A 19,398-nucleotide genomic window follows, 5' to 3' on the forward strand; every position below is an offset into this window, starting at 1 on the left:
ATCACATTTACGTGCGCGCAATTGTGGCGTGCAAGACCCAGCGTGGGCGCGCAACGATTGAATATTTATCAGTGCTCGCGCAGCCAAGCGGCGACTTCATCTGCGCACGGGCTCTCGGCCGTCCGGCACAGTTGCTCGGCGATCTCCCCATGCTCGCGCGCCAGCTCCCGGTCGCCCAGCGCCCACCGAGTCTTCGCCAGCTCATAGCGGATCTCGGCGATCGCCACTGGCGCGATCTTCTCCCGCTCGCGGATCGCCAGCGCCCGCTCGAGCACCGGGAGCGCCTGCGCGGCGTGTCCTTGCTTGGTGAGCGTGGTGCCAACGCCCTGCAGCGAGTACGCGGTCTCGAGCCCCTCGGCACCAAACGCTTGCTCCCGGATCACCAGCGCGCGCCGATGCAGCGCGAGCGCCTCGTCGTGCTCGCCCTTGGCGTCGAGCACGACCGCGACATTGTTGAGCTTCTCCGCCACCCCGGGGCTGTCGGGCCCAGACGCGGCCTCCGACACCGCCAGCGCCCGCCGCTGCAGCGCGAGGGCCTCGTCGAGCTCGCCCTTCATCATGAGCACATTGCCCGTGTTGGTCAGCGCCATCGCGACCGTGCTGTGCTCGGGCCCGAGCGCGGCCTCCCAGACCTGGTGGGCCCGACGGTAGTGATCGAGGGCCTGATCCAGCTCGCCGCGACTGAAGTGGACATTGCCGATGTTGTTGAGCGCGTAGCCGATCTTCTGGTTGTTCTCACCGAATACGGCAAGCCAGATCTCGTGGGCCCGCTGGCCGTGGGCGAGCGCCTGATCGAGGTCGCCGACCTCCCAGTAGATATTTCCGAGGTTGGCGAGGGTGTCCCCACACGCCGGGTGCGCGGGCCCAAGCGTCGCTTCGCGCAGCGCCAGCGCCCGGGTCTGCGTTGCGAGGGCGTCCTCGAGCTTGCCCTGGCGACGCTGGACGACCCCGATGTTGTTGAGCACGGTGGCGATCTGCGGGTGCTCCGAGCCAAACGCCGCCAGCCACAGCTGATGCGCGCGCTCGTACTCGACCTGGGCCTCGACGTAGCTGCCGCGATTCTCGAGCACGTTGCCGATGTTGTTGGCGAGCACGGCGGCTTCGAGGCTCCTGGTGAGATTGAGCCGAGCGAGCAGCATGGCGGCGACACGTGCCCAGCGCAGGCCCTCTTCGTGGCGCTCGAGCTCGTCGCCGACGATGTCGACCAAGCTGATCGCGGCGCGCAGCGCCAGGAGATCATGGCCGGCCTCGCCCGCCGTGAAGAACGCCCGCTCGAGCTCGGGCTCGGCGGCCGCAAATTCGCCGAGCTTGGTCGCAACAATCGCAATTGCGTAGCGGGCCTCGGCGTCGATCGGCGGCCATGCGATCGCTTCGGCCTGGGCCAGCGCAGCTTGGGCGGCGAGCTTGGCCTGGTCATAGCGGGCGGTGGTCAGCAGCACCTCGACGCCCTCGAGCTGCGAGCGCGAGGCGGCGATCTGCTCGCGCGTCTGCGGATCTTCGGGCAGCTCGATGCGGTGGGCCAGCCACGCGTCGTCGCTGCACTGACTCGTCAGCGGGAGCTCGGCGCTGGCCTGGACTGCGCGCTGAACCAGCTTGGCGTCGGCGGTCTCGAGCAACCCGAGCAGCGACGTGAACGCAGCCTGGCGCTCGTCCAGGCACGCGTCGACGCGATCGGCCGCAGCCGGCTCGCGGGTGTGCTCGACGGTCGCCGCGCGGCAGCTGGCCAGACGCAGCGCGGACCACTCGCTGGCGTAGTCGCTCAGCCGCAGCTGCGTACGGGACCAGGCGTCGCCGGCCAGCTCGAGCTTGGTCGCCGCGAACGCGGCCTCGATCTGGGCGCGGGTGTCGTCGTTCCAGACCTCGATGAGCGCCTCGCTGTCTCGCTGACAGGCGGCGACACGCTCGGCCACCGCGGCTTGCTCGTGTCGCTGCCAGCCAACACCCACGGCCAGCGCCAACAGCAGCGGCGCGCCGACGGCCAGCGCGACAGCCCGCCGCCGCTCACGGTTGACCGACAGCGCGGCCAGCAGCGCGGCCATCGACGGCCAGCGGTTGTCGGGATCGGTGGCGAGCGCGCGAACCAGAATCTTGCGCAAGTACGCCGGCAGATCAGCGCCGCGAGGGGGCTCGCGCAGCTGCCCGCTGATCACCGCTGTGCACAGCTCGGTCACGCTGTGGCCTGCGAACGGCCGCTCGCCACACAGCGCCTCCCACAGCGAGACGGCGTAGCTGAACTGATCCGTGCGCCCGTCGGTGACCCCGCCCGCGAATTGCTCGGGCGCCATGTAGGCCGGCGTGCCCATCATCGCCCCGGTCGCCGTCAGGTCGCTCGACAGCACGCTCGATCGCAGCGAGCGCTCGATCGCGTCGGCCTCGATCTGTGACGAGCTCATGACGTCGCGCCGGATCTCGGCTGCTCGCGCTTCATCGAGCGGCTCGGCGCCGTCGCCCGTGACCGCCACGGAGCCAGCCTCGTGGACCAGGCCAAAGTCCATGACCACGACCCGCCCGTCGCCGGCGATCATCACGTTGTCGGGCTTGAAGTCGCGGTGGACCAGGTCCTTGTGATGGGCGGCCGCGAGCCCACGGCCGGCCTGCACGAACACCTGAATGATCTCCCGGCGTGAGCGGCTGCGCTGCGCCAGCCAGGCGCCGAGCGTGACGCCGTCGACGAACTCCATGGCGATGAAGGCCGCGCCCTCGTGCTCGCCGATCTCGTAGACCTGAACCACGTTGGTGTGAGACAGCCGCGCGAGGCCCTGTGCCTCTCGCAGAAGTCGCTGGCGTCGGGCCGGAGATTGCCCGCGCTCGTGCAGCAGCTTGATCGCAACCTTGCGGTCGAGCTCCTCGTCGTAGCCGGCGTAGACGACCCCCATCCCGCCCGCGCCGAGCTTGCGCAGGATCGAGAAGCGCCCGATGCTCGGCGCGAGCGCGGGCATCGGCCGTTGGGCACGCACCGACGCGGCGAGCTCCGCGTCGGCGGCCATCGTGTCGTCAGTGGAGAGCTCGCGGTCGGGGGCCGCGAGCGTCCGATCGTCGAGCTCGGACACGCTCCCCATCTTGGCACATCGAGCCCCGGGTCGAGCGCAAGCTGATGACTGTCAGACCAGCGCCTTCACGGCCACGCTCGCGCAGGCCAGCCCAAAGCTCCCGGTCACGAACCCCGCTGTCCCGTAGATCAAGTTGCGCTGATCACAGGTGTGCTTGCCGTTCTCACCTTGGGGACAGACGCAGCGGAACCCCTCGCCGTTGTCGTAGCCGAGCTCGATCGGCGCCATCGGGGACTCGAGCGAGTGGACCGTGGGGATCCCCCAGCCGTGCCCGCTCGGCAGCGCGTGCTTCTGACGCAGGATCTTGCGCAGCGAGGCCAAGAAGGGGTCACCCGCGACTTCACTGAGATCCGCGACCCGGATCTGGGTTGGGTCCATGCGCCCGGACGCCCCGCCCGACACGACGAGCGGCACCCCCTGCGCGCGGCAGCTGGCGATCAGGTGGGCCTTCGCGGTGAGGTTGTCGATCGCGTCGATGATCAGATCCGCCCCGCGGTTGAGCAGCGCCTCGCTGGTGTCGGCCTCGTAGAAGCTGCGCACCGCCTCGACCTCGCAGCCGGGGTGAATCGCCCGCAGCCGCTCGGCCATGACCTCGACCTTGGGCTTGCCGGTCGTCCCCCGCATCGCGTGGAGCTGGCGGTTGGCGTTGGTCACACACACGAGATCGAAGTCGACCAGGCTCAGGCGCCCGACCCCCGCGCGGGCCAGCGCCTCGGCGGCCCAGCTGCCGACGCCGCCGATCCCGATCACCATCACGTGGCTGCCCAACAGCTTGCGCATGGAGCTGTCGCCGACGAGCCGTCCCATGCGATCGAAGCGACGGTGCAGCCGGTAGGCTCGCTCACCCTCGGACTCGGGCTCGAGCTCGGGCTCGGACGTCGGCTCGGCTTCGCGTCGCAGCGTCAGCAGCCCGGAGCGCGAGGGTGCGGGCGCGCTCGTCCATGGCAGCGACCGCGGGAGGGGCTCGGGCGTGGTGGGATCGCTCATGGGCGCGCGAGTATAGCGACCTCGCCCAAAAACGCGCTCAGCCGGAAAAGGGGGCGCGCTCGGGCCCGTGGCGGCGTAGAATCCGCCAAGTGCGCCGAACCCCGGCCCAACGAGATCGCCCGTGAGTGAGCCCAACCCCGAGTCCCCCGCTGTCCTGATCCCCGCCGACTCCGCCGCGCTCGAGCGTCGACGGCCGGGATGGGCGCGCCGCAAAGCCAGCCTGATCACCCTCGCCAGCGCGCTCGCGCTGGCCACCGCCGTCACCTCTTCGTGCAAGCACGAGGAGATCCCCGAACAGGCGCCAGCGCTCGGCGCCACCCTCGAGCTCGCGTCGGGTCAGGTCACGCTGACCACCAAGGCTGGCGAGACGACCCTGCTGTCGAACACCCCGCTGCCGATCGGCGCCGAGCTCCACACAAGCGCGGGCGCGCGAGCGCTGATCCGGCTGGGCGACGGCACCCGCGTGTTCTTGCGTGACGACACCAAGGTGACCCTCGCGGACGGGCTGCAGCTCGACAGCGGCCAGGCGTGGGTCGAGGCGCCGCCGCTCGAGCAGGGCCAGCGGGCCAGCACGCACACGCTCGGCGCGGTCAATGTCTCGGTCAGCGACGGCGGGGCCAGCCTCACCCGCACCGGTGACGAGGTCGAGATCTACGTGGCCGAGGGCCTCGCCATCGTGACCGCGCCCGGCGGCCGCACGGAGCTCGACCCGGGCGAGCGCGCGACGATCTCGGGCGACGGCGCGCCCGTGGTCGAGCCAGTAAAATTTTGGGACGACTGGACCGGCGGCATGGGGGATCACAGCGCCTCCGCCAGCTCGCCCTGGGTCGGGACCGGCAGCGTCTACGCGATCGATCACATGGCGGGCCCCGGGGCCCAGGCGCTGCCCCTCGCGATCCAGCGTCAGACCGTGGAGGTCGCGATCGACGAGCAGGTCGCCGAGACCGAGGTCGACCAGGTGTTCTTCAACCCCGCGGGCAGCGAGGTCGAGGGCTGGTACTGGTTCACGGTCCCCGAGGACGCGATGATCGTCTCGTTCGCGCTCGAGACCAACGGCGCGCTGATCGAGGCCGAGGTGGTCGAGCGCCGCCAGGCCACGCAGATCTACGAGGCCAATATTCAGCGCCGCGTGGATCCGGCCCTGCTCGAGTGGGTCGACGCCCGGACCGTGCGCGCGCGCATCTACCCGATCCCCGCGGCCGGCACCCGCCGGGTCGTGCTGCGCTACCAACAGCTGCTCAGCGAGAGCGAGGGCAAGCTGCGCTACCGGTACCCAATGGCCGCGCCGGTCGGGCGCGACGCCGCCACGATCGAAGACTTCGCGCTCGCGCTGTCGCTGCGCGGGGACACGGCCAAACACTACGGGCTCGCAACCCGCAACGACGCCCGCGTCGAGGGCCGCGACCGCGACCGCGTGACCATGCGCCGCAGCGGGTTCACGCCGCGCGCCGACTTCGAGCTCGAGCTGACCCGCAGGCGCGGCGCCGAAGCCAGCGAGGACGCACCCGAGCCGCTGCGCGTCAACGTGTTCGAGCCCGGCAACGACCAGGCCGACTACGTGATGCTGCGCTGGACACCCGACGTCGAGTTCGCGGCCACGGCTGCGCCAAACGGCGAAGTGGTCGTGGTCGTGGACACCTCGGCCGGGAGCGATCCGGCCGAGCACCAGGCCAAGATCGCGGTCGCCGAGGCGCTGCTGCGATCGCTCAGCCCCAGCGATCGGTTCGTGCTCGTCGGCGCGGATCTGGGCGCCGAGGTGCTGTACCCCGAAGCCGGCATGGCCGAGGCCACCCCGGAGGCGATCTCGGCCGCGCTCGAGCACCTGACCCAGCGCGGCGCGGGCGGGGCCACCGATCTCGGCGCGATCTTCGAGGAGTCGCTCGAGCGCGTGCATGGGCTCGAGCAGCCGGCGATCGTGTACATCGGAGATGGCGTCGCGACCTCCGGTGAGCTCGACGGTGACGCGCTGGCCGAGCGGCTGCGCCGGACCCTGTCGGGCTCGCGCGCGCGGCTGTTCACCGTCGCCGTCGGCCGCGAGGTCAACGACGCGCTGCTGACCAAGCTCGCCCGCGCGGGCGGGGGCAAGTCGCTGCGCGTGGCCGAGGCTGGCGAGGCAGTGGTCCGCGCGCTCGAGCTCTCGGGCGCGCTCAAGACCCCGACCTTGACCGACGTCAGCGTCGACGCGGGCGAGGGGCTCGACGATCTGTTTGTCAGCTCCGAGGGCAAGCTCTCGCGCGGCGAAGAGCTGACGATCCTGGCCCGCACCCACCACGAGCTGCCCGAGCAGATCACCGTCAGCTACCGGTTCGCGGGTGAGACCTTCACGCGTGAGTACAAGCTCGACCGCGAAGACAGCATGGTGCTCTCGCGGCTGGTCCCGCGGCTGTGGGCGCGCGCGTACATTGATCGGCTGCTGACCGACACCCGCGGGCCCGAGGCCGTGCGCGGCAAGATCCTCACCCTGGGTCTGGAGTACGGGCTGATGACCCCGTTCAGCTCGTTCCTGGCGCTCGAGGACGAGTCTGCCTATCGCCGCGCGGGGATCGAGCGACGCGGTCGCCAGTTCCCGAGCTTGACCGCCGACGCCGAGCTCTCACGGGTCGCGCCCGTCGAACATGAGCCCAGCTCACCGACCGTGCTCACGATGATCGGCGCGGCCGCGTCGGCGCCGTTTGGCTGTGGGGTGGGGCCGGGGCCGGTCAACCAGGACCGAGGCGCCGACGATGATCGCAGCGAGAGCTCGCGTGGCGGCGAGGCGGGCAACATCGGCCGCTCCGCGCAGACTCGCGGACCCGCCCCCTCGGCCGCGCCCATGGCCGACGCGCGGCTCGAGCCTCCGGCCGATGGGATCGACCCGAGCGTGACCGCCGGCGAAGAACTCGAGCGTCAGGACGGCCAGGGTCAGCGGTGGCGCAGCGCAGGTGGGCTGGGCGTGATCGAGCTCGACGCCGAGGCGGTCGAGCTCCCGAGCGGGGCGAAGGATCGCGCGTCTCGGCTCGCGGCCGCTGGGTTCGCCGTGCCTGCGCCACCGGCCTGGGTCGACGAGGTCACCGAGTCCGAGCTCGCCCGCGGGTCCATGAGTGGGCGCGCCCGGGTGACGCCCTCGCCGGTTCCCCACGAGCAGACCCTCACCTGCAGCGACGCATCGACGCGCGGCCTCGTGCACCGCCGGGTGCTGTGGGCCATGCGACTTGGTCGCCAGACATCGATGGCCGGGATGCTCCGCGTGTACGAGGCCTCGCTCTCGGCCTGCGAGCTGCCGCGCTGGCGAGATCAGCACGCGTTCTTGGATCTGCTGCAGGGCCGCGCGCGGACCGAGGCCGAGATTCAGCTGCTGCTCGGACACTTCGCGGCCGACGTCGACGCCAACACCTTCTTGGTCCAGGCGTTGTTGCGGCGGCTGATCGAGCCTGAGCTGATCGCCGCCGTCAACTATGCGGTCTACGGTGGGATCGAGTCGTGGTGGGAGATCGATCGGCGCCTCGACACGACTGATGATCCCGATGAGCGGCTGCGGATCCTCGACGCCGCGCTGGCCTACTCGCCCGGTGATCCCGACGGCGAGCGGCGGATGATCGCCGAGCTCGTCGAGCAAGATCGGGTCGACGCTGCGATCGCCCGCGGCCTGCGACTGCGCGACCAAGGCCAGCTGACGCCGGAGCTCTCGCAGTTGATCGGCGAGCTGCTGGCCCGGCGCGGTCGCGATGAAGCGGCCAAGCGCCTGTTCTCGGAGCTCGTCGAGTTCGCGCCCCACTCGCTGGCCAGCCGCCGACTGCTCGGCGACATCTTCTTGCGCCACGGCTGGTATGCCGACGCCTATCGCCAGTACGAGCTGCTCATGGAGCTGGCCGAGGGGCCCGAGGCGGCGATCCGGCTGGCGCGGGCGGCCGCCGGGACCGGGCGCACGGATGAGGCGCTGCGGCTGCTTGGGCGCGTGCAGTCGGGTGAGGGCCGGCCCGGTGAGGACGACCCGCGTCGCTACGCTCGCTTGCACATCGCGGGTCTGATCGCGGGCTTGCTCGACAGTGATCTGGATCTGCCCAAGGACAAGCTCACCGCCGAGCTCAAGTCGCTGGGCCTGTTCGATGGGCCTGCGACCTGGGAGCTGTTGCTGTGGGAGGACCTCGGCGTCGAGCTGACCCTGGCCGTGGCGCCGAGCGCCGACGGACGCCCGAGTCCCCAGGCCGATGGCGTCGACGCCGGGGGTACCGGGCTGTTCGCGCGGCAGTACAGCGGCGGGGTGCCGGACTTGGAGATCCGCCACCGGGGGTTGGTGCCCGATCGTGACGTCAGCTGGCGGCGGATCACGCTGCGCTGGGATGGGGAGGCGTTTGTGGTGGAGCAGCAGACTGGGACAATCGCGGCCCGGGTGGCCAAGACGAAGGAGGAGATTGTTGCCGAGGATGATGTCGTTCTTGATGAGGAGGCGACTGACTGAGCGGGTTCCGACCGCATGCGGGTCAGGAGTCTGGCCCCGACTTCGTCGGCGAGGTGTTCGTGTGTGTAAACTTCGGCAAATTGCCGTGGTATCGGCCGTTTCCATCGCTCGCCACCGAAATTGGAGTCGGCCGAACCTAGGCCGTGATCGAACGGCTGACTCGTGGCACGGAAGGCAGACATGAACCGAGCAATTGTACTGTCCCTGACCCTCTCGATCTCTGCCTGCGGTACCGGAAGCGTAGACAGCCAAGGCGGTGAGGAGACCACCGGTGAGGAGACCACCGGCGAGGAGACCACCGGCGAGGAGACCACCGGCGAGGAGACCACCGGCGAGGAGACCATCGGCGAGGAGACCACCGGCGAGGAGACCACCGGCGAGGAGACCACCGGCGAGGAGACCACCGGCGACGGCGATTGCTTCGACGTGCAGGACGATACCTTGGGCCCCGAGCCTTACGTGTGCGGTCTCGATACCCCCTGCGACATCGTCGTGCAGGAAGGCTTCGACCCTGTGGCGGCCGAGTGCATGCTCAATGGCATCGCAGCTGGCACGGTCGGCGACTACAGCCTCGTGAGGCCCGCGATGCTGGGCTCGGAGACCTGGCGCGTCCAAGTATTCGGTGATGGCAACGCGCTGGTGACCTTTCGGTCCGAGCATGACGACAGCTTCATGACACACGTCTCGGCCCGGGCGATCCCCCCTCAGGCCTTCTTCGATGCGTGCGACGCAAGCAGTTTCACCGGCATGACTCAGTGCATCGACCTGTTGTTCGAAGAAGCATGCGTGCTCGAACCGACCTGCCCCTAGCAGGCTCCTAGCTACCTAGGCGGAGACTCACCCGCAGAACCATGCGAGCTTTGCCTCGTGCACATGCGTGTCGTCTACGCTCGCCAGCCCTTCCCCGACAGCTTCAGCCGCGCGATTTTCTTGGCCGGCCCGACCCCGCGCGCGTCTGAAGTACCGTCTTGGCGTCCACGCGCGCTCGAGCTGTTGGCTGAGCGCGGCTACGACGGGGTGGTGTTCGTGCCCGAGGACGCCGACGGCTCGCGGCGCTTCGACTACACCGATCAGATCGACTGGGAGACCCAGGGCCTCGAGCTCGCCGACGTGATCGTGTTTTGGATCCCGCGCGAGCTCGACGCGCTGCCCGGCTTCACGACCAACGTCGAGTGGGGCATGTGGCTGGGCTCGGGCAAGTGTGTGCTCGGGGCTCCGGCCGAGGCGCCCAAGCTTCGCTTCTTGCGGCACCACGCCGAGCAGCGCGACGTCCCCCAGGCGCAGACCCTCGAGCACACGCTCGACGCGGCGCTAGCGATGATCAGTGAAGGCGCCCTGCGCCGTGGAGGCGAGCGCGAGGTCCCGCTGTTCGTGTGGCGCCGACCAGGCTTTCAGAGCTGGTACACCGCCCAGCGCGAGGCGGGCCACCGGCTCGACGGCGCGCGCCTCGAGTGGCAGTTTCGCTCCGGTCCGGGGGGCAAGCATCTATTTTGCTGGGCGCTGAAGGTCGATCTGTTCATCCCTGAAGAAGATCGACGAAAGCGCAGCGAGGTCGTCATCTCGCGCTCGGACATCAGCGCTGTGGTCGCCTATCACCGCGGGCCTAGCCTCGCTCAGACCCAGGTCGTGCTCGTGCGAGAATTTCGCTCGAACGCGGCCACGTGCGACGGTTACGTGCACGAGCTGCCCGGCGGGTCTTCATTTGTCGAGGGTGGAGATCCGCGGGTGACCGCGGCCGAGGAACTGCATGAAGAGACTGGCGTGACGATCGCCGCCGAGCGCTTCGTCGCCCACGGCGGGCGCCAGTGCATGGCGACGATGATCTCGCATCGGGCCTTGCTATATTCGGTCGAGCTCGATACCGAGGAGATCGCGGTGTTCGAAGCTCGCGCCGGGCAGCGCTTTGGTGCCAATGACTCGGAGCGCACCTACGTGGAGGTCCGCAGCGTGGCTGAGCTCTCCGCTGCGGGGGACGTCGACTGGACCAATATGGGAATGATCCTGAGCGTGCTGCTGGGCTTGCCGCCCGAAACTAGCTGATTGAGCGATGGATGGAACCGCGATCCTGCGTCTGCTCAGAACAGGCTGCCGCCCCTGAAGATGAAGGACGCGGCGTTGTTCATGATCGGATCATCGGATCATCGGATCATCGGATCATCGGATCATCGGATCATCGGATCATCGGATCGTCCGGCAGGAGCTTGTTGGGCAGGAAGTTGGAGGCCAGCGTCACGCCCATGTTATCGTCCGTCCGTGTGGGCCCTCGCCAACAGAACCCCGTACGCCGCCGAGCGCAACTGGACGCGCGACAAGGACGGCGTGCATTGGTGGCTGGTGGCCGTGCGCGCCACGTTCACGATCGCCATCGACGGCAGGCTGACCCTCGCTGATGAACAGCTGCCACCCGTCCTCGTCCCGGAGCACTACGGCGAGGCTGGCAAGTCCAGCTTGCGCTACGACTCCGACCTCCTGGCACGCAAGCCGCTCACGGACGTCCTCGTGCTCGGCAGCGCCCACGCGCCGGGCGGCCGTCAGGCCCCCACCGTGCCCGCCACGCTGCGGGTCGAGGCGATCGAGAAGACCGTGATCGTCCACGGCGAGCGTGCCTACTATGCCGGGTTGACTGGGCTCACCGCGACCGCGCCGCGGCCGTTCACGAGCATGCCAATCCGCTACGAGCTGGCGTTCGGCGGCAGTGATATGTCCGATCCCGATCCCCGTCGGCATCGCATCGACGAGCGCAACCCGATCGGTCGTGGCTTCGCCAATCGCAGCGCCAGCTTGGAGAACACAGCGGCTCACAACATCGAGTATCCGCGTGGCAATCCGGCCACGACGGGGCCGGCAGGCTTTGGCCCGATCGAGCCCGGGTGGGTCCCGCGGCGGACGCTCGCGGGCACCTACGACGCGGCGTGGGATCGCACCAAGAGACCGCTGCTGCCCAACGACTATGACCCCGCGTTTGCGCTGTGTGCCCCCGCGGACCAGCGCCTCGCCCAGCCGCTGCGTGGGAGCGAGCGCCTGGGTCTGCTCAACCTGAGCCGCGAGGGCACGCTGCAGCTCGAGCTGCCGCGTATCCACCTCGAGCTGACCAGTCGATTTGGTCGCAAGTCCCGAGCGCACGAGCCTCCCATGATCTCCACGGTGCTCGTGGAACCCGACGATCGTCGGCTTTCGCTGGTGTGGCAGAGCGCCCTGCGAGTGGCGGCTCTGGACGCTGACTACCTCGATGAAACCAGCATCGTCGAGAAGCGTGGGGGCGCGTGAGCACCGGCCTCGAAGTGATTGCGGTCGGAGCCCGCACGCCGGTCGGACTCGTGGCCGAGCCAGCGGCGGCGGCGGTGCGGGCCGCGATCTGTCAGATCGCCGAGTATCCGTTCGTCGCCGCCGACGGCGAGCCGATGATGGTCGCTTCGGACGCCAGGCTGTCCACCAGGCTCGAGGGCGTGGAGCGTCTGCTGCCGCTGGCCAACAGCGCGCTCGAAGAGGTTGCCTACAAGCTCGCCGCCGCGCCGCGCCCCTATCGGGGCCACGTCGACCTGTGGCTCTCGCTACCCGACGCACGCCCCGGTCTGTCCGAGTCTGAGGTGATCGGGGCGGCTCAGACCTTGGTCGCTGGCCTGCGCGCCGCCGGTACCCAACAGTTGCGGGCCGAGATCGTTGGACGTGGACACGCAGGGATCGCCTGCGCAATCGAGCGAGCCCTACAGGAGTCCGCTCGTGGTGTGGACGTGCTCACGGTCGTGTTGGGGGTCGACAGCTACCTACACCCCGACACCTTGGTGTGGCTCGAACGCAACCGGTTGTGCGGGCCCGACTCCCGCAGCGGCTTCGCACCCGGCGAGGCTGCCGGCTGCTTGGTGCTCGCCAGCACCGGGCTGCGCAAGACGCTCGGTCTGCCGTGTCTGGCGGTCGTCGGTGGTGTCGCCACGGCGCGTGAGCATCGGCTGCCGGGCAGCGAGACCGGCTCCTTCGGCGAGGGCATGACCCAGGCGGTGCTCGGCGCGCTCGCTGGGCTGCGGCTCCCAGCCGAAGCTGTGGACATGACCTTCAGCGACATCAACGGGGAGCGCTACCGCAGCGAAGAGTGGGGGTTCGTGGCCCTTCGCGCACCCGAGGCCTTTCGCTCGCCCAACTACGTGGCACCAGCCGATTGCTGGGGTGACGTCGGAGCGGCCAGCGGCGCCCTGCTCAGCGTTCTCGCGGTGCGCTCCTGGGCGCGGAACTATGCAGCGGGCCCTCGAGCGTTGGTGATCACCGGCTCGACCGGTGGTCTACGAGGGGCGATCTTGCTACAACAGCCACAAGATAGGCAAGTAGGAGGAGCAATGACATGAGCGTGACGATCAATCCGCCAAAGACCCCCGTGACCAAAGGGAGCAAGGGCGTGGCAGCAGCCACCACCCCTAATGTGTGCAAGATGCCAGGACCCCCTGCTCCCTTTGTGCCGACGCCCCTGCCGAACATTGGCAAGAGCGGTGACTCGCCCAAGGGCTACTCGAAGTCCGTGAAGGTCGAGAAGAAGCAAGTTGCGATCAAGGGCGCAAGCTTCCGCTCGACCGGTGACATGGCGAGCAAGCTTCGGGCGGGGGCCTGGTCTCCGCCAACACCCATGGGCTCACGAAGTTTGTCGGGCCGGGCTCGATGAACGTGAAGATCGAGGGCAAGAACGTCCAGTTCCTGAGCGACCCGATGCTCAACAACTGTGGCCCGAGCGGGAGCCCGCCCAACAGCGCCACGCTCATGGGCGTGATCCAAGACAGCGGGATGGTGACCGCCGTGGAAGCGGGGCAGTGCCCGATCTGCGAGGATGACCATGGTGAGCTGAAGGAGAGCCCGCAGACCAAGACCGACGCCGGGGTGCTTGCGGGTAACTTTCAAGCTCGAGTGCAGGCGGTGAATGACGCGGGGGCGGTGATGCAACCGCCCGTCAAGGTCAGGGTCAACACCATGCTCGGGGTGGTCGAGTGTGCGTGTGGGAAGAAGTACGCGGACCAGTCAGCGGCGACTACGATCGAGCTGTGCAAGGCTGCGAGCGACTCTGGGATGAAGCATCAGTCGGGGGTGACGTTGTCCTACGCGCACGGTCGGGAGGCCCTCAACTGCGCATACCTCGCCAAGCTGGACCAAGTCAAGGCAAAGATTGGCCAGCACCTCGGCAACTCGACCGTGTTCAACGCAGCATGGGACAAGGCTGCTGACCGGGCAGCGTACAGCGACAAGAATCGCTCAACACCGGCTGCGTATCCGCCTGGCACCTGCGCGGCCCAAGGGGCCTTATTGTTACTCATGGACGATGGGGCCATCGGCGCTGCAATGACCGAGCAGTGGTTCGGTCGGGGCAAAACCCAGGCGACAATCGAATATCTTGACGCGCGCGGTGGAAGTCGTGTTGTCAAGGCGGAGAAGTTCAAACCCGGAGAGACAGTACCGCCGTGTCGATCCTGCGAGCTCATCGTACCGCTGCTCATTTGCAACGAAAGTAGGAAGACATGCGACCACAAGACTTAGAACCCGAGCTTGACGAACTGCTATTGCGCATTGTCCCCGACCTAGGTTCGCAGTGGCGAGGGGCGACGGAACACGAGATCGACCAAATTGAGCAGATCGCAGGCCGTCCGCTACCTCGCTTTTACCGGTGGTTTCTCATGCGAATGGGTCACGACATGGGGCCGATCGAATATCGCAGCATGATCTTCTCGGCCCCGACAGTGCTACAATGTTACGCCGAGCGACTGTTTGTCCCCCACCCCCGGTTCCTGATGATTGCCTACGAGACAGATGAGATGATGCCGCTGCATCTGCTCTACGATTTCAACTTTCCGGCCCGGGATGATGCACGCGTGATCAAGGGGCATGCGCTGGGAGGAGAGGGTCACCCGCAGTTTGAGACCTTCCGCGAGATGTTCGCCTGGGGCGAGGTGGGTGCGAGGAGCGTGGAGAGCCGCGCCCAAAAAATCGTCTGTAGTCTCAGTGATCCTGGTGGCGATGTCCTGGCACACCTGGACCCTGTGATGAAAAGCCTAGGCTTCGAGGCGCCGATCTCAACTGGTCCGCGTTGCGGGGTCTACCACCGCGCCGATGCGGGTTTGGTCTCGTTCGCTACGGTCACTCGCCCTTCCAACGGCCCTGGAGCCTGCTACCATATCTTCCATCTCGGGGCCAACGACCATGCACGAATTCGGCAGATCCTGGGCGAGATCGTGGCCGAGACGCCCCTCGAGCTCGAGATTGAGGAATGGGACCCCCCGCTCTAATCCTCACATGCGACCAGAAGACCTAGAACCCGAACTCGACGAGTTGCTGCTGCGCATCGTCCCCAACCTCGCCTCACAGTGGCGAGGGGCGACGGAGCAAATCGCAGGGCGCCCGCTGCCTCGCTTCTACCGGTGGTTCGGGCCGGCGAGTTGTTGAGTCCTCGACCCAAAACAGGGCATGATGGCCGTCGTGCAACAAGCGCTGGCGTTGATCTGCACCCTCGTCCTCGCGGTCGGCCTGGTTGCCGGGCTGCCCTTGTGGGTGTGGTGGCTGTACCCGCGCCTCACCGGCAAGAAGTGGGCGGCGTCCGCCGAGAGCCTGGCCTTGACGCTCGATCCCTACCGCCCCGAGCATCGGATGGGCATGCTCACCTCGTCGCCCTCTTGCCTGCAGCCGATGCGGGGGCGTCGCGGGGACTTTGCGGTCGAGTGTGGCGTGCGGCGGATCTCGCCTAGCAGCACGAGCAACAACTACATCACGCAGGTGCGGGTGACCTTGCCGCGTTCGCTCGACCTCGGCCTCCACGTCCGCCCTGTCGGCTTGCTCGGTCGCGCCTGGACGGCGGTATCGGGCGAGTTGGACGTGCAGCTCGCCGACCCCGAGCTCGACCGCGCCTACGACATCAGCGGTGACTACGACGATCGGGTGCAGGCGCTGCTGACCACGGCGCCCGTGGCCGACGCCATGCGTGCGGCCGCGAAGGGATCGTTTCGCCCGCACTTCAGCGACACCGCGGTGTGGTTCGAGCGAAGCGGCAAGCAGCTGAGCGCCCAGGCCCTGTCCGGGGCGCTGTCCGAGGCGCTCGACCTGGGCCAGCGGCTGCTCGACGCGCGCAGTCAAGTGAATGTCTAGTCGAGCGTGTAGACTGTGCGAATGCGGTCGGCGATCACCTCCACCCTCCTGATCTGGGCCGCCTGCGGGCCGAGTTCGCTTGCTGGAGACGAGGCCGGTAGCACGACCGCGGTCGACTCCGAGTCATCGACCACGAACGAGATCGACGAGACCGGCGACGAGCCCGACGCCGAATTATGCGAGGGCTCGACGATCGAGGTCAGCCTGACCGGCTCGACCGCGCCTCCGCAGACCTGCGAGTCGATCGCGTTCGCTGGCAGCCTCGTCGAGCAGATCGACGCCAGCACCTGGGCCCTCGATAGCTGCGGCTGCGACCGGGACTGCGAGGCGCCCGATCCCCATGAGCTCACGATCACCCTCGACGCCGCGGGCATCGAGATCCCGCCGCTCCCCCCATGCCTCGAGATCGACCTCGAGCGCAACGACGCCTGCGACACGACCAGCGTGGTGGTGCGCGAGGCCGGTGGCGAGTTCGTGTGGGCTGTGGGCAGCTGGGACGCCACGATCCCCGGGTTCTCATGGATGACCAACCAGGCCATCGAGACCACGCCGTGCTCCGACGACACCAACCCGGTAATCGAGGGCCGGCGCCTGGCGGTCGAGGGGCTCGACAGCGGGGTCATCGTCGGACCCGAGGAGGTCGTCACGATCATGGGCTACGAGATCCGCAACGCCAGCACCCTGACCTACTCCGGCGTCGAGCCCGGCGAGCTCAACCTCCACTATTTCATCATCCCGCAGTAGTACTCCCCGGCCACGGCCGGACCCCTCAATCGTCGCAGTATCCTTTGTTGTCGGGCTGACCGCCGTCCTCCCAGCACTCCAGCCACTCATCCAACCACTCGGCCCGCGCTTCCACGAAGTCCTCGAGGTCCTCGATCTCATCCAGATATTTTGAGTTACTGAAGGGCTTGTTGTCGTCTTCGAGCACCGACTCCTTGATCTGGTCGGTCCAGGTGGCGATCTTCTCGTGGAGGACCTCCACGTCGTACGCAGCCTCGACCTGGGTCTTGATGGCGTCGATGTAGTACCAGAACCAATCTTCGTCTTCGAGCGCGATCTCGTACCAAATTCGGCCGTGGTATCTCTCTTCCTTGTGCCAAACCACCGGATCAGGGTTGTCCGGATATTCACCGTTCTTCCCGTCATTGAAGCGGTCGAAGGTGCTGTCCATATCCCACGGGATCAGCTTGAATTTGCCGCTGATCGGATCATCGTAGAAGAAGTAGTTCATGCCACCGGCCCAGCAGCCATCGGAGTCGGGGATGATCGCCTCGGCGGCGTACACCTTCAACGCCTGCGCGACATCGAGGTAAGTCTCGAGCTCCTCGAGATCCTCGACATCCGCGAGCGCTTCGATCCGATCCGAGTTCGAGGTCTTCTTGTTGGTCTTCAGCTCCCAGCTGTGCCGATCCCACAGATCGCCGGTCGGATCCTCGAACACACGCTCGAGGAACACCTCGTTGAACTTCTCGAGGTTGGTGTAGAGGCCGTAGTACTCGCCATTGACGTCGACCCGGACGCTGTTGGCGCAGGCCGCGATGACGCCCATGTCGCGGATGATCGACAGCGCGAGCCGGTCGCGCAGCATGTGGCGATTCATGTGCGAGGACTCGAGCGCGACCGACTCGAGGCCGAGGAAGCGTCCCCCCTTGTCGACCCGGTCGAAGGCGATGTGAAGCTGCATCTTGTCCGGACTGTTCTCCCAGCTCTTGGGGTTGCCGCGCAGCCGGATCTCTGCGTCGGTGATCACGATGTCGCCATAGCGAAATTCCGTGAGCGAGTGATAGGGAGTTGGGTCTTTCCCCTTGTCTTTCTGCTTCTCGCCGTGCTCCCATTCCCACTCCAGATCATCCCAGGTATCCTCGTCGATGGTCAGCTCGAAGGTCGGCAAGAGATCCTGTGCGTAGATCGCGTGGCAGCCTTCCTCGTCGGGCGGCGGGATCTGCTCATTGGGATCGTCGGGCTCGCTCGGCTCGGGGGTGGCGTCGCCCGCACGCAGGATATCGACGTCCGCAGGCTTTTCGGCACAGGCCCAGCTGGCGCTCGACAACATGCACAGAAGCGGAACGAGGCTCGTGATTGAGCATTTGTATGGTTTCATCGTGAAGGCCGGCTGGGTTGAAGGATTTGGCACCGCCGCTATCTGGATACGTGCCATGAAGTCTGCTGCGATTAATAGACGCGTGTAGCGTGGCACTGAGCGTCAGATGAGCAAGCGATTGCTCTCGCGCAAGGAAGTCGCCTGCGCGAAAGACGCGCGTTCGGCTCGACGCCCGCCAACTTCGGCGGAGCCGGAAACATGCGGGCTACACTTGGCCACGTGGGCGACCCAAGCCGGATCTCCGAGGTGTGTGCGCTGCTCGAGCGCGCGTGGTCGAGCGCACCGAGTATGCGCCTGGGTCAGCTGATCGTCGTCGCGATCGCGCCGACCCAACCGTGCCCGCAGGTGTTCGCGGCCGAGGACAACCGCACACGAGCGGGTCTCGAGCGCGTGCTCGAGCGCGGCGGCGCTCGTCCGCCGCTGCCGGCCAGCGACGCCGTCACGCTCGAGTGGAAGCCCGTCGTGCCGCTGCGACCGACGACGGTGACCCTTGCGGGCGCGCAGCTGGCCTCGTTCGAGCTTGGCAGCCTGTTTTGCGAGCTGCTCGAGGTCCGCTTCGCTGGCGAGTATCGGCACGGCAGCCAGGGCAGCCCCGACGCCGAGGCAATGGTCGAGCACCTCGCCCCGCTGCTCGCCCGGCTCGAACCCGACGTGGTGCTGCTCGACTTCTCGCAGCTGCGCTACCGCTGGGGTGACGGGTTGCTGGGGGTCTGTCAGAAGATTACCGCCTATGACGCCGAGTTTCCGATCGCCGTCGTGACGCTCGGCGGGCCCGACTCGCTCGGCGGGCTGCGCTCGCTCGGGCTCGAGGCTCACGCCGAGCGCGAGGCTGCGCTCGCAGATGCCAAGCGGCTCGCGGTCGTCCGCTCGGCCGCGATCGGCTGAGGACGCTTGCGGGCTATCGTGGCCGGGTGCGGGTGAGCAGATGAAGCTGACGCTGAGCTATCGGGCCGTTGAGCAGTCGCCAACGTCAGCGAGCGGACCCAATGCCGCACGGGCACCTCGGGCATCACTCCGTCGACAGGAGCTCAGCCACGTTTTGGACCAGGGATGCGGCGCACGGGCAGCTCCGCGCGCGCGAGGTTGGGCCACGGCTTGCCGCTCATCGCCCAGGCTGCTTTGGTGAGACGGAACGCGAGCTCGATACAGCCAAGCCCTGTTTCCGGTACCGTAACGTCGCCCGATCGTCAGGTGCTCGCGCCGCTGCTCAGCGCGCCTTCGTCGGGCCTCGGGCGACGCGTGGTCGTGGTCCGAGCCTGATGCGCGCGCGGGCGTAGACCGAACTCAGGCTCTCCCTACAGTTCTTTTGGGAGCCTGGAGCGCCAGAACGCGACCAACTCAGTTGGGGCACTCAGAGCCACGCTGGTTCACGCCACAGGCCCCGACTAGATCTCGTCAATGTCGATCCGAGGCGGGCGCTTGGGTTTGAAAATGTATTTCTTGCCGGACTTGACCGTCATTTTACCAGCGTTCACCCAGTGTTCACCGCAGTCGATCTGTAGTGATACGCGATAGGTTCCAGGTGGAACGCTGACGGTCTTGCTGCTGATTTTTTGCAACGAGATTTCCGGCCGCCCTTCAATCCTGACAACCACACAAAAGTAGTCCCCGCGCGTCACGTTGACGTCCGCGTCCCTGATCACGGGGGATGGCTTCGGCTCTTGCACCGGTTCCGTCGGCGTGGGTGTCGGCTTTGGCTTGGGTGGGGG

At 67.6% G+C, this 19,398-nt stretch carries 15 protein-coding genes; 11 read left to right on the forward strand and 4 right to left on the reverse strand.

Annotated elements, in window-relative coordinates:
• Positions 1 to 68: 68 nt before the first annotated feature.
• Positions 69 to 3,050: a serine/threonine-protein kinase gene (locus tag ENSA7_RS40955; protein ID WP_181234624.1), complete on the reverse strand. Its 2,982-nt coding sequence runs from the start codon at positions 3,048 to 3,050 to the stop codon at positions 69 to 71.
• 51 nt (positions 3,051 to 3,101) lie between these two features.
• Positions 3,102 to 4,037 (reverse strand): tRNA threonylcarbamoyladenosine dehydratase, encoded by a 936-nt coding sequence (locus tag ENSA7_RS40960; protein ID WP_106094875.1) that lies wholly within the window; start codon positions 4,035 to 4,037, stop codon positions 3,102 to 3,104.
• A 121-nt stretch (positions 4,038 to 4,158) separates the two neighbouring features.
• Between ENSA7_RS40960 and ENSA7_RS40965 the strand changes: the two genes are divergently transcribed.
• The 10 genes from ENSA7_RS40965 to ENSA7_RS41005 all read left to right on the forward strand — a co-directional run bounded on the left by ENSA7_RS40965 (position 4,159) and on the right by ENSA7_RS41005 (position 16,329).
• On the forward strand, positions 4,159 to 8,475 hold the full coding sequence (locus tag ENSA7_RS40965; RefSeq protein WP_106094876.1) for a VIT domain-containing protein: 4,317 nt from the start codon (positions 4,159 to 4,161) through the stop codon (positions 8,473 to 8,475).
• Positions 8,476 to 8,655: 180 nt separating this feature from the next.
• A complete protein-coding gene (locus ENSA7_RS40970) occupies positions 8,656 to 9,285 on the forward strand; it encodes a hypothetical protein (protein WP_106094877.1) in 630 nt (209 codons plus the stop codon).
• A gap of 63 nt (positions 9,286 to 9,348) precedes the next feature.
• A complete protein-coding gene (locus ENSA7_RS40975) occupies positions 9,349 to 10,515 on the forward strand; it encodes a nucleoside 2-deoxyribosyltransferase domain-containing protein (RefSeq protein WP_106094878.1) in 1,167 nt (388 codons plus the stop codon).
• 213 nt (positions 10,516 to 10,728) lie between these two features.
• On the forward strand, positions 10,729 to 11,742 hold the full coding sequence (locus ENSA7_RS40980; RefSeq protein ID WP_106094879.1) for a DUF2169 family type VI secretion system accessory protein: 1,014 nt from the start codon (positions 10,729 to 10,731) through the stop codon (positions 11,740 to 11,742).
• Entirely contained in the window at positions 11,739 to 12,812 is a 1,074-nt protein-coding gene (locus ENSA7_RS40985; protein WP_106094880.1) for a hypothetical protein, read from the forward strand. Before ENSA7_RS40980 ends, ENSA7_RS40985 begins: the two co-directional genes overlap by 4 nt.
• Positions 12,813 to 12,919: 107 nt before the next feature.
• Complete coding sequence (locus ENSA7_RS45675) at positions 12,920 to 13,123, forward strand: DUF4150 domain-containing protein (RefSeq protein ID WP_244924077.1); 204 nt, start codon at positions 12,920 to 12,922, stop codon at positions 13,121 to 13,123.
• Positions 13,120 to 13,986: a hypothetical protein gene (locus ENSA7_RS40990; protein WP_244924078.1), complete on the forward strand. Its 867-nt coding sequence runs from the start codon at positions 13,120 to 13,122 to the stop codon at positions 13,984 to 13,986. The genes ENSA7_RS45675 and ENSA7_RS40990 overlap by 4 nt, the downstream gene beginning before the upstream one ends.
• Entirely contained in the window at positions 13,968 to 14,732 is a 765-nt protein-coding gene (locus ENSA7_RS40995; protein ID WP_106094881.1) for an SMI1/KNR4 family protein, read from the forward strand. The genes ENSA7_RS40990 and ENSA7_RS40995 overlap by 19 nt, the downstream gene beginning before the upstream one ends.
• 190 nt (positions 14,733 to 14,922) lie before the next feature.
• Positions 14,923 to 15,585 (forward strand): hypothetical protein, encoded by a 663-nt coding sequence (locus ENSA7_RS41000; protein WP_146158731.1) that lies wholly within the window; start codon positions 14,923 to 14,925, stop codon positions 15,583 to 15,585.
• A 21-nt stretch (positions 15,586 to 15,606) separates the two neighbouring features.
• On the forward strand, positions 15,607 to 16,329 hold the full coding sequence (locus ENSA7_RS41005) for a hypothetical protein (RefSeq protein WP_106094883.1): 723 nt from the start codon (positions 15,607 to 15,609) through the stop codon (positions 16,327 to 16,329).
• Positions 16,330 to 16,354: 25 nt separating this feature from the next.
• Here ENSA7_RS41005 and ENSA7_RS41010 read toward each other — a convergent pair whose 3' ends face one another.
• Positions 16,355 to 17,641, reverse strand: a complete 1,287-nt coding sequence (locus tag ENSA7_RS41010) for a CotH kinase family protein (RefSeq protein ID WP_181234625.1) — start codon at positions 17,639 to 17,641, stop codon at positions 16,355 to 16,357.
• Between the two features lie 267 nt (positions 17,642 to 17,908).
• Here ENSA7_RS41010 and ENSA7_RS41015 point away from each other — a divergent pair, with 267 nt between their 5' ends.
• Complete coding sequence (locus ENSA7_RS41015) at positions 17,909 to 18,574, forward strand: hypothetical protein (RefSeq protein WP_106094885.1); 666 nt, start codon at positions 17,909 to 17,911, stop codon at positions 18,572 to 18,574.
• Between the two features lie 500 nt (positions 18,575 to 19,074).
• On the opposite strand, the gene ENSA7_RS42855 is transcribed toward ENSA7_RS41015, so the two are convergent.
• On the reverse strand, positions 19,075 to 19,398 hold a 324-nt coding region (locus ENSA7_RS42855; protein ID WP_219908150.1), incomplete at its 5' end, for a hypothetical protein.

It is taken from the genome of Enhygromyxa salina, assembly GCF_002994635.1.
Lineage (GTDB): Bacteria > Myxococcota_A > Polyangia > Nannocystales > Nannocystaceae > Plesiocystis > Plesiocystis salina_B.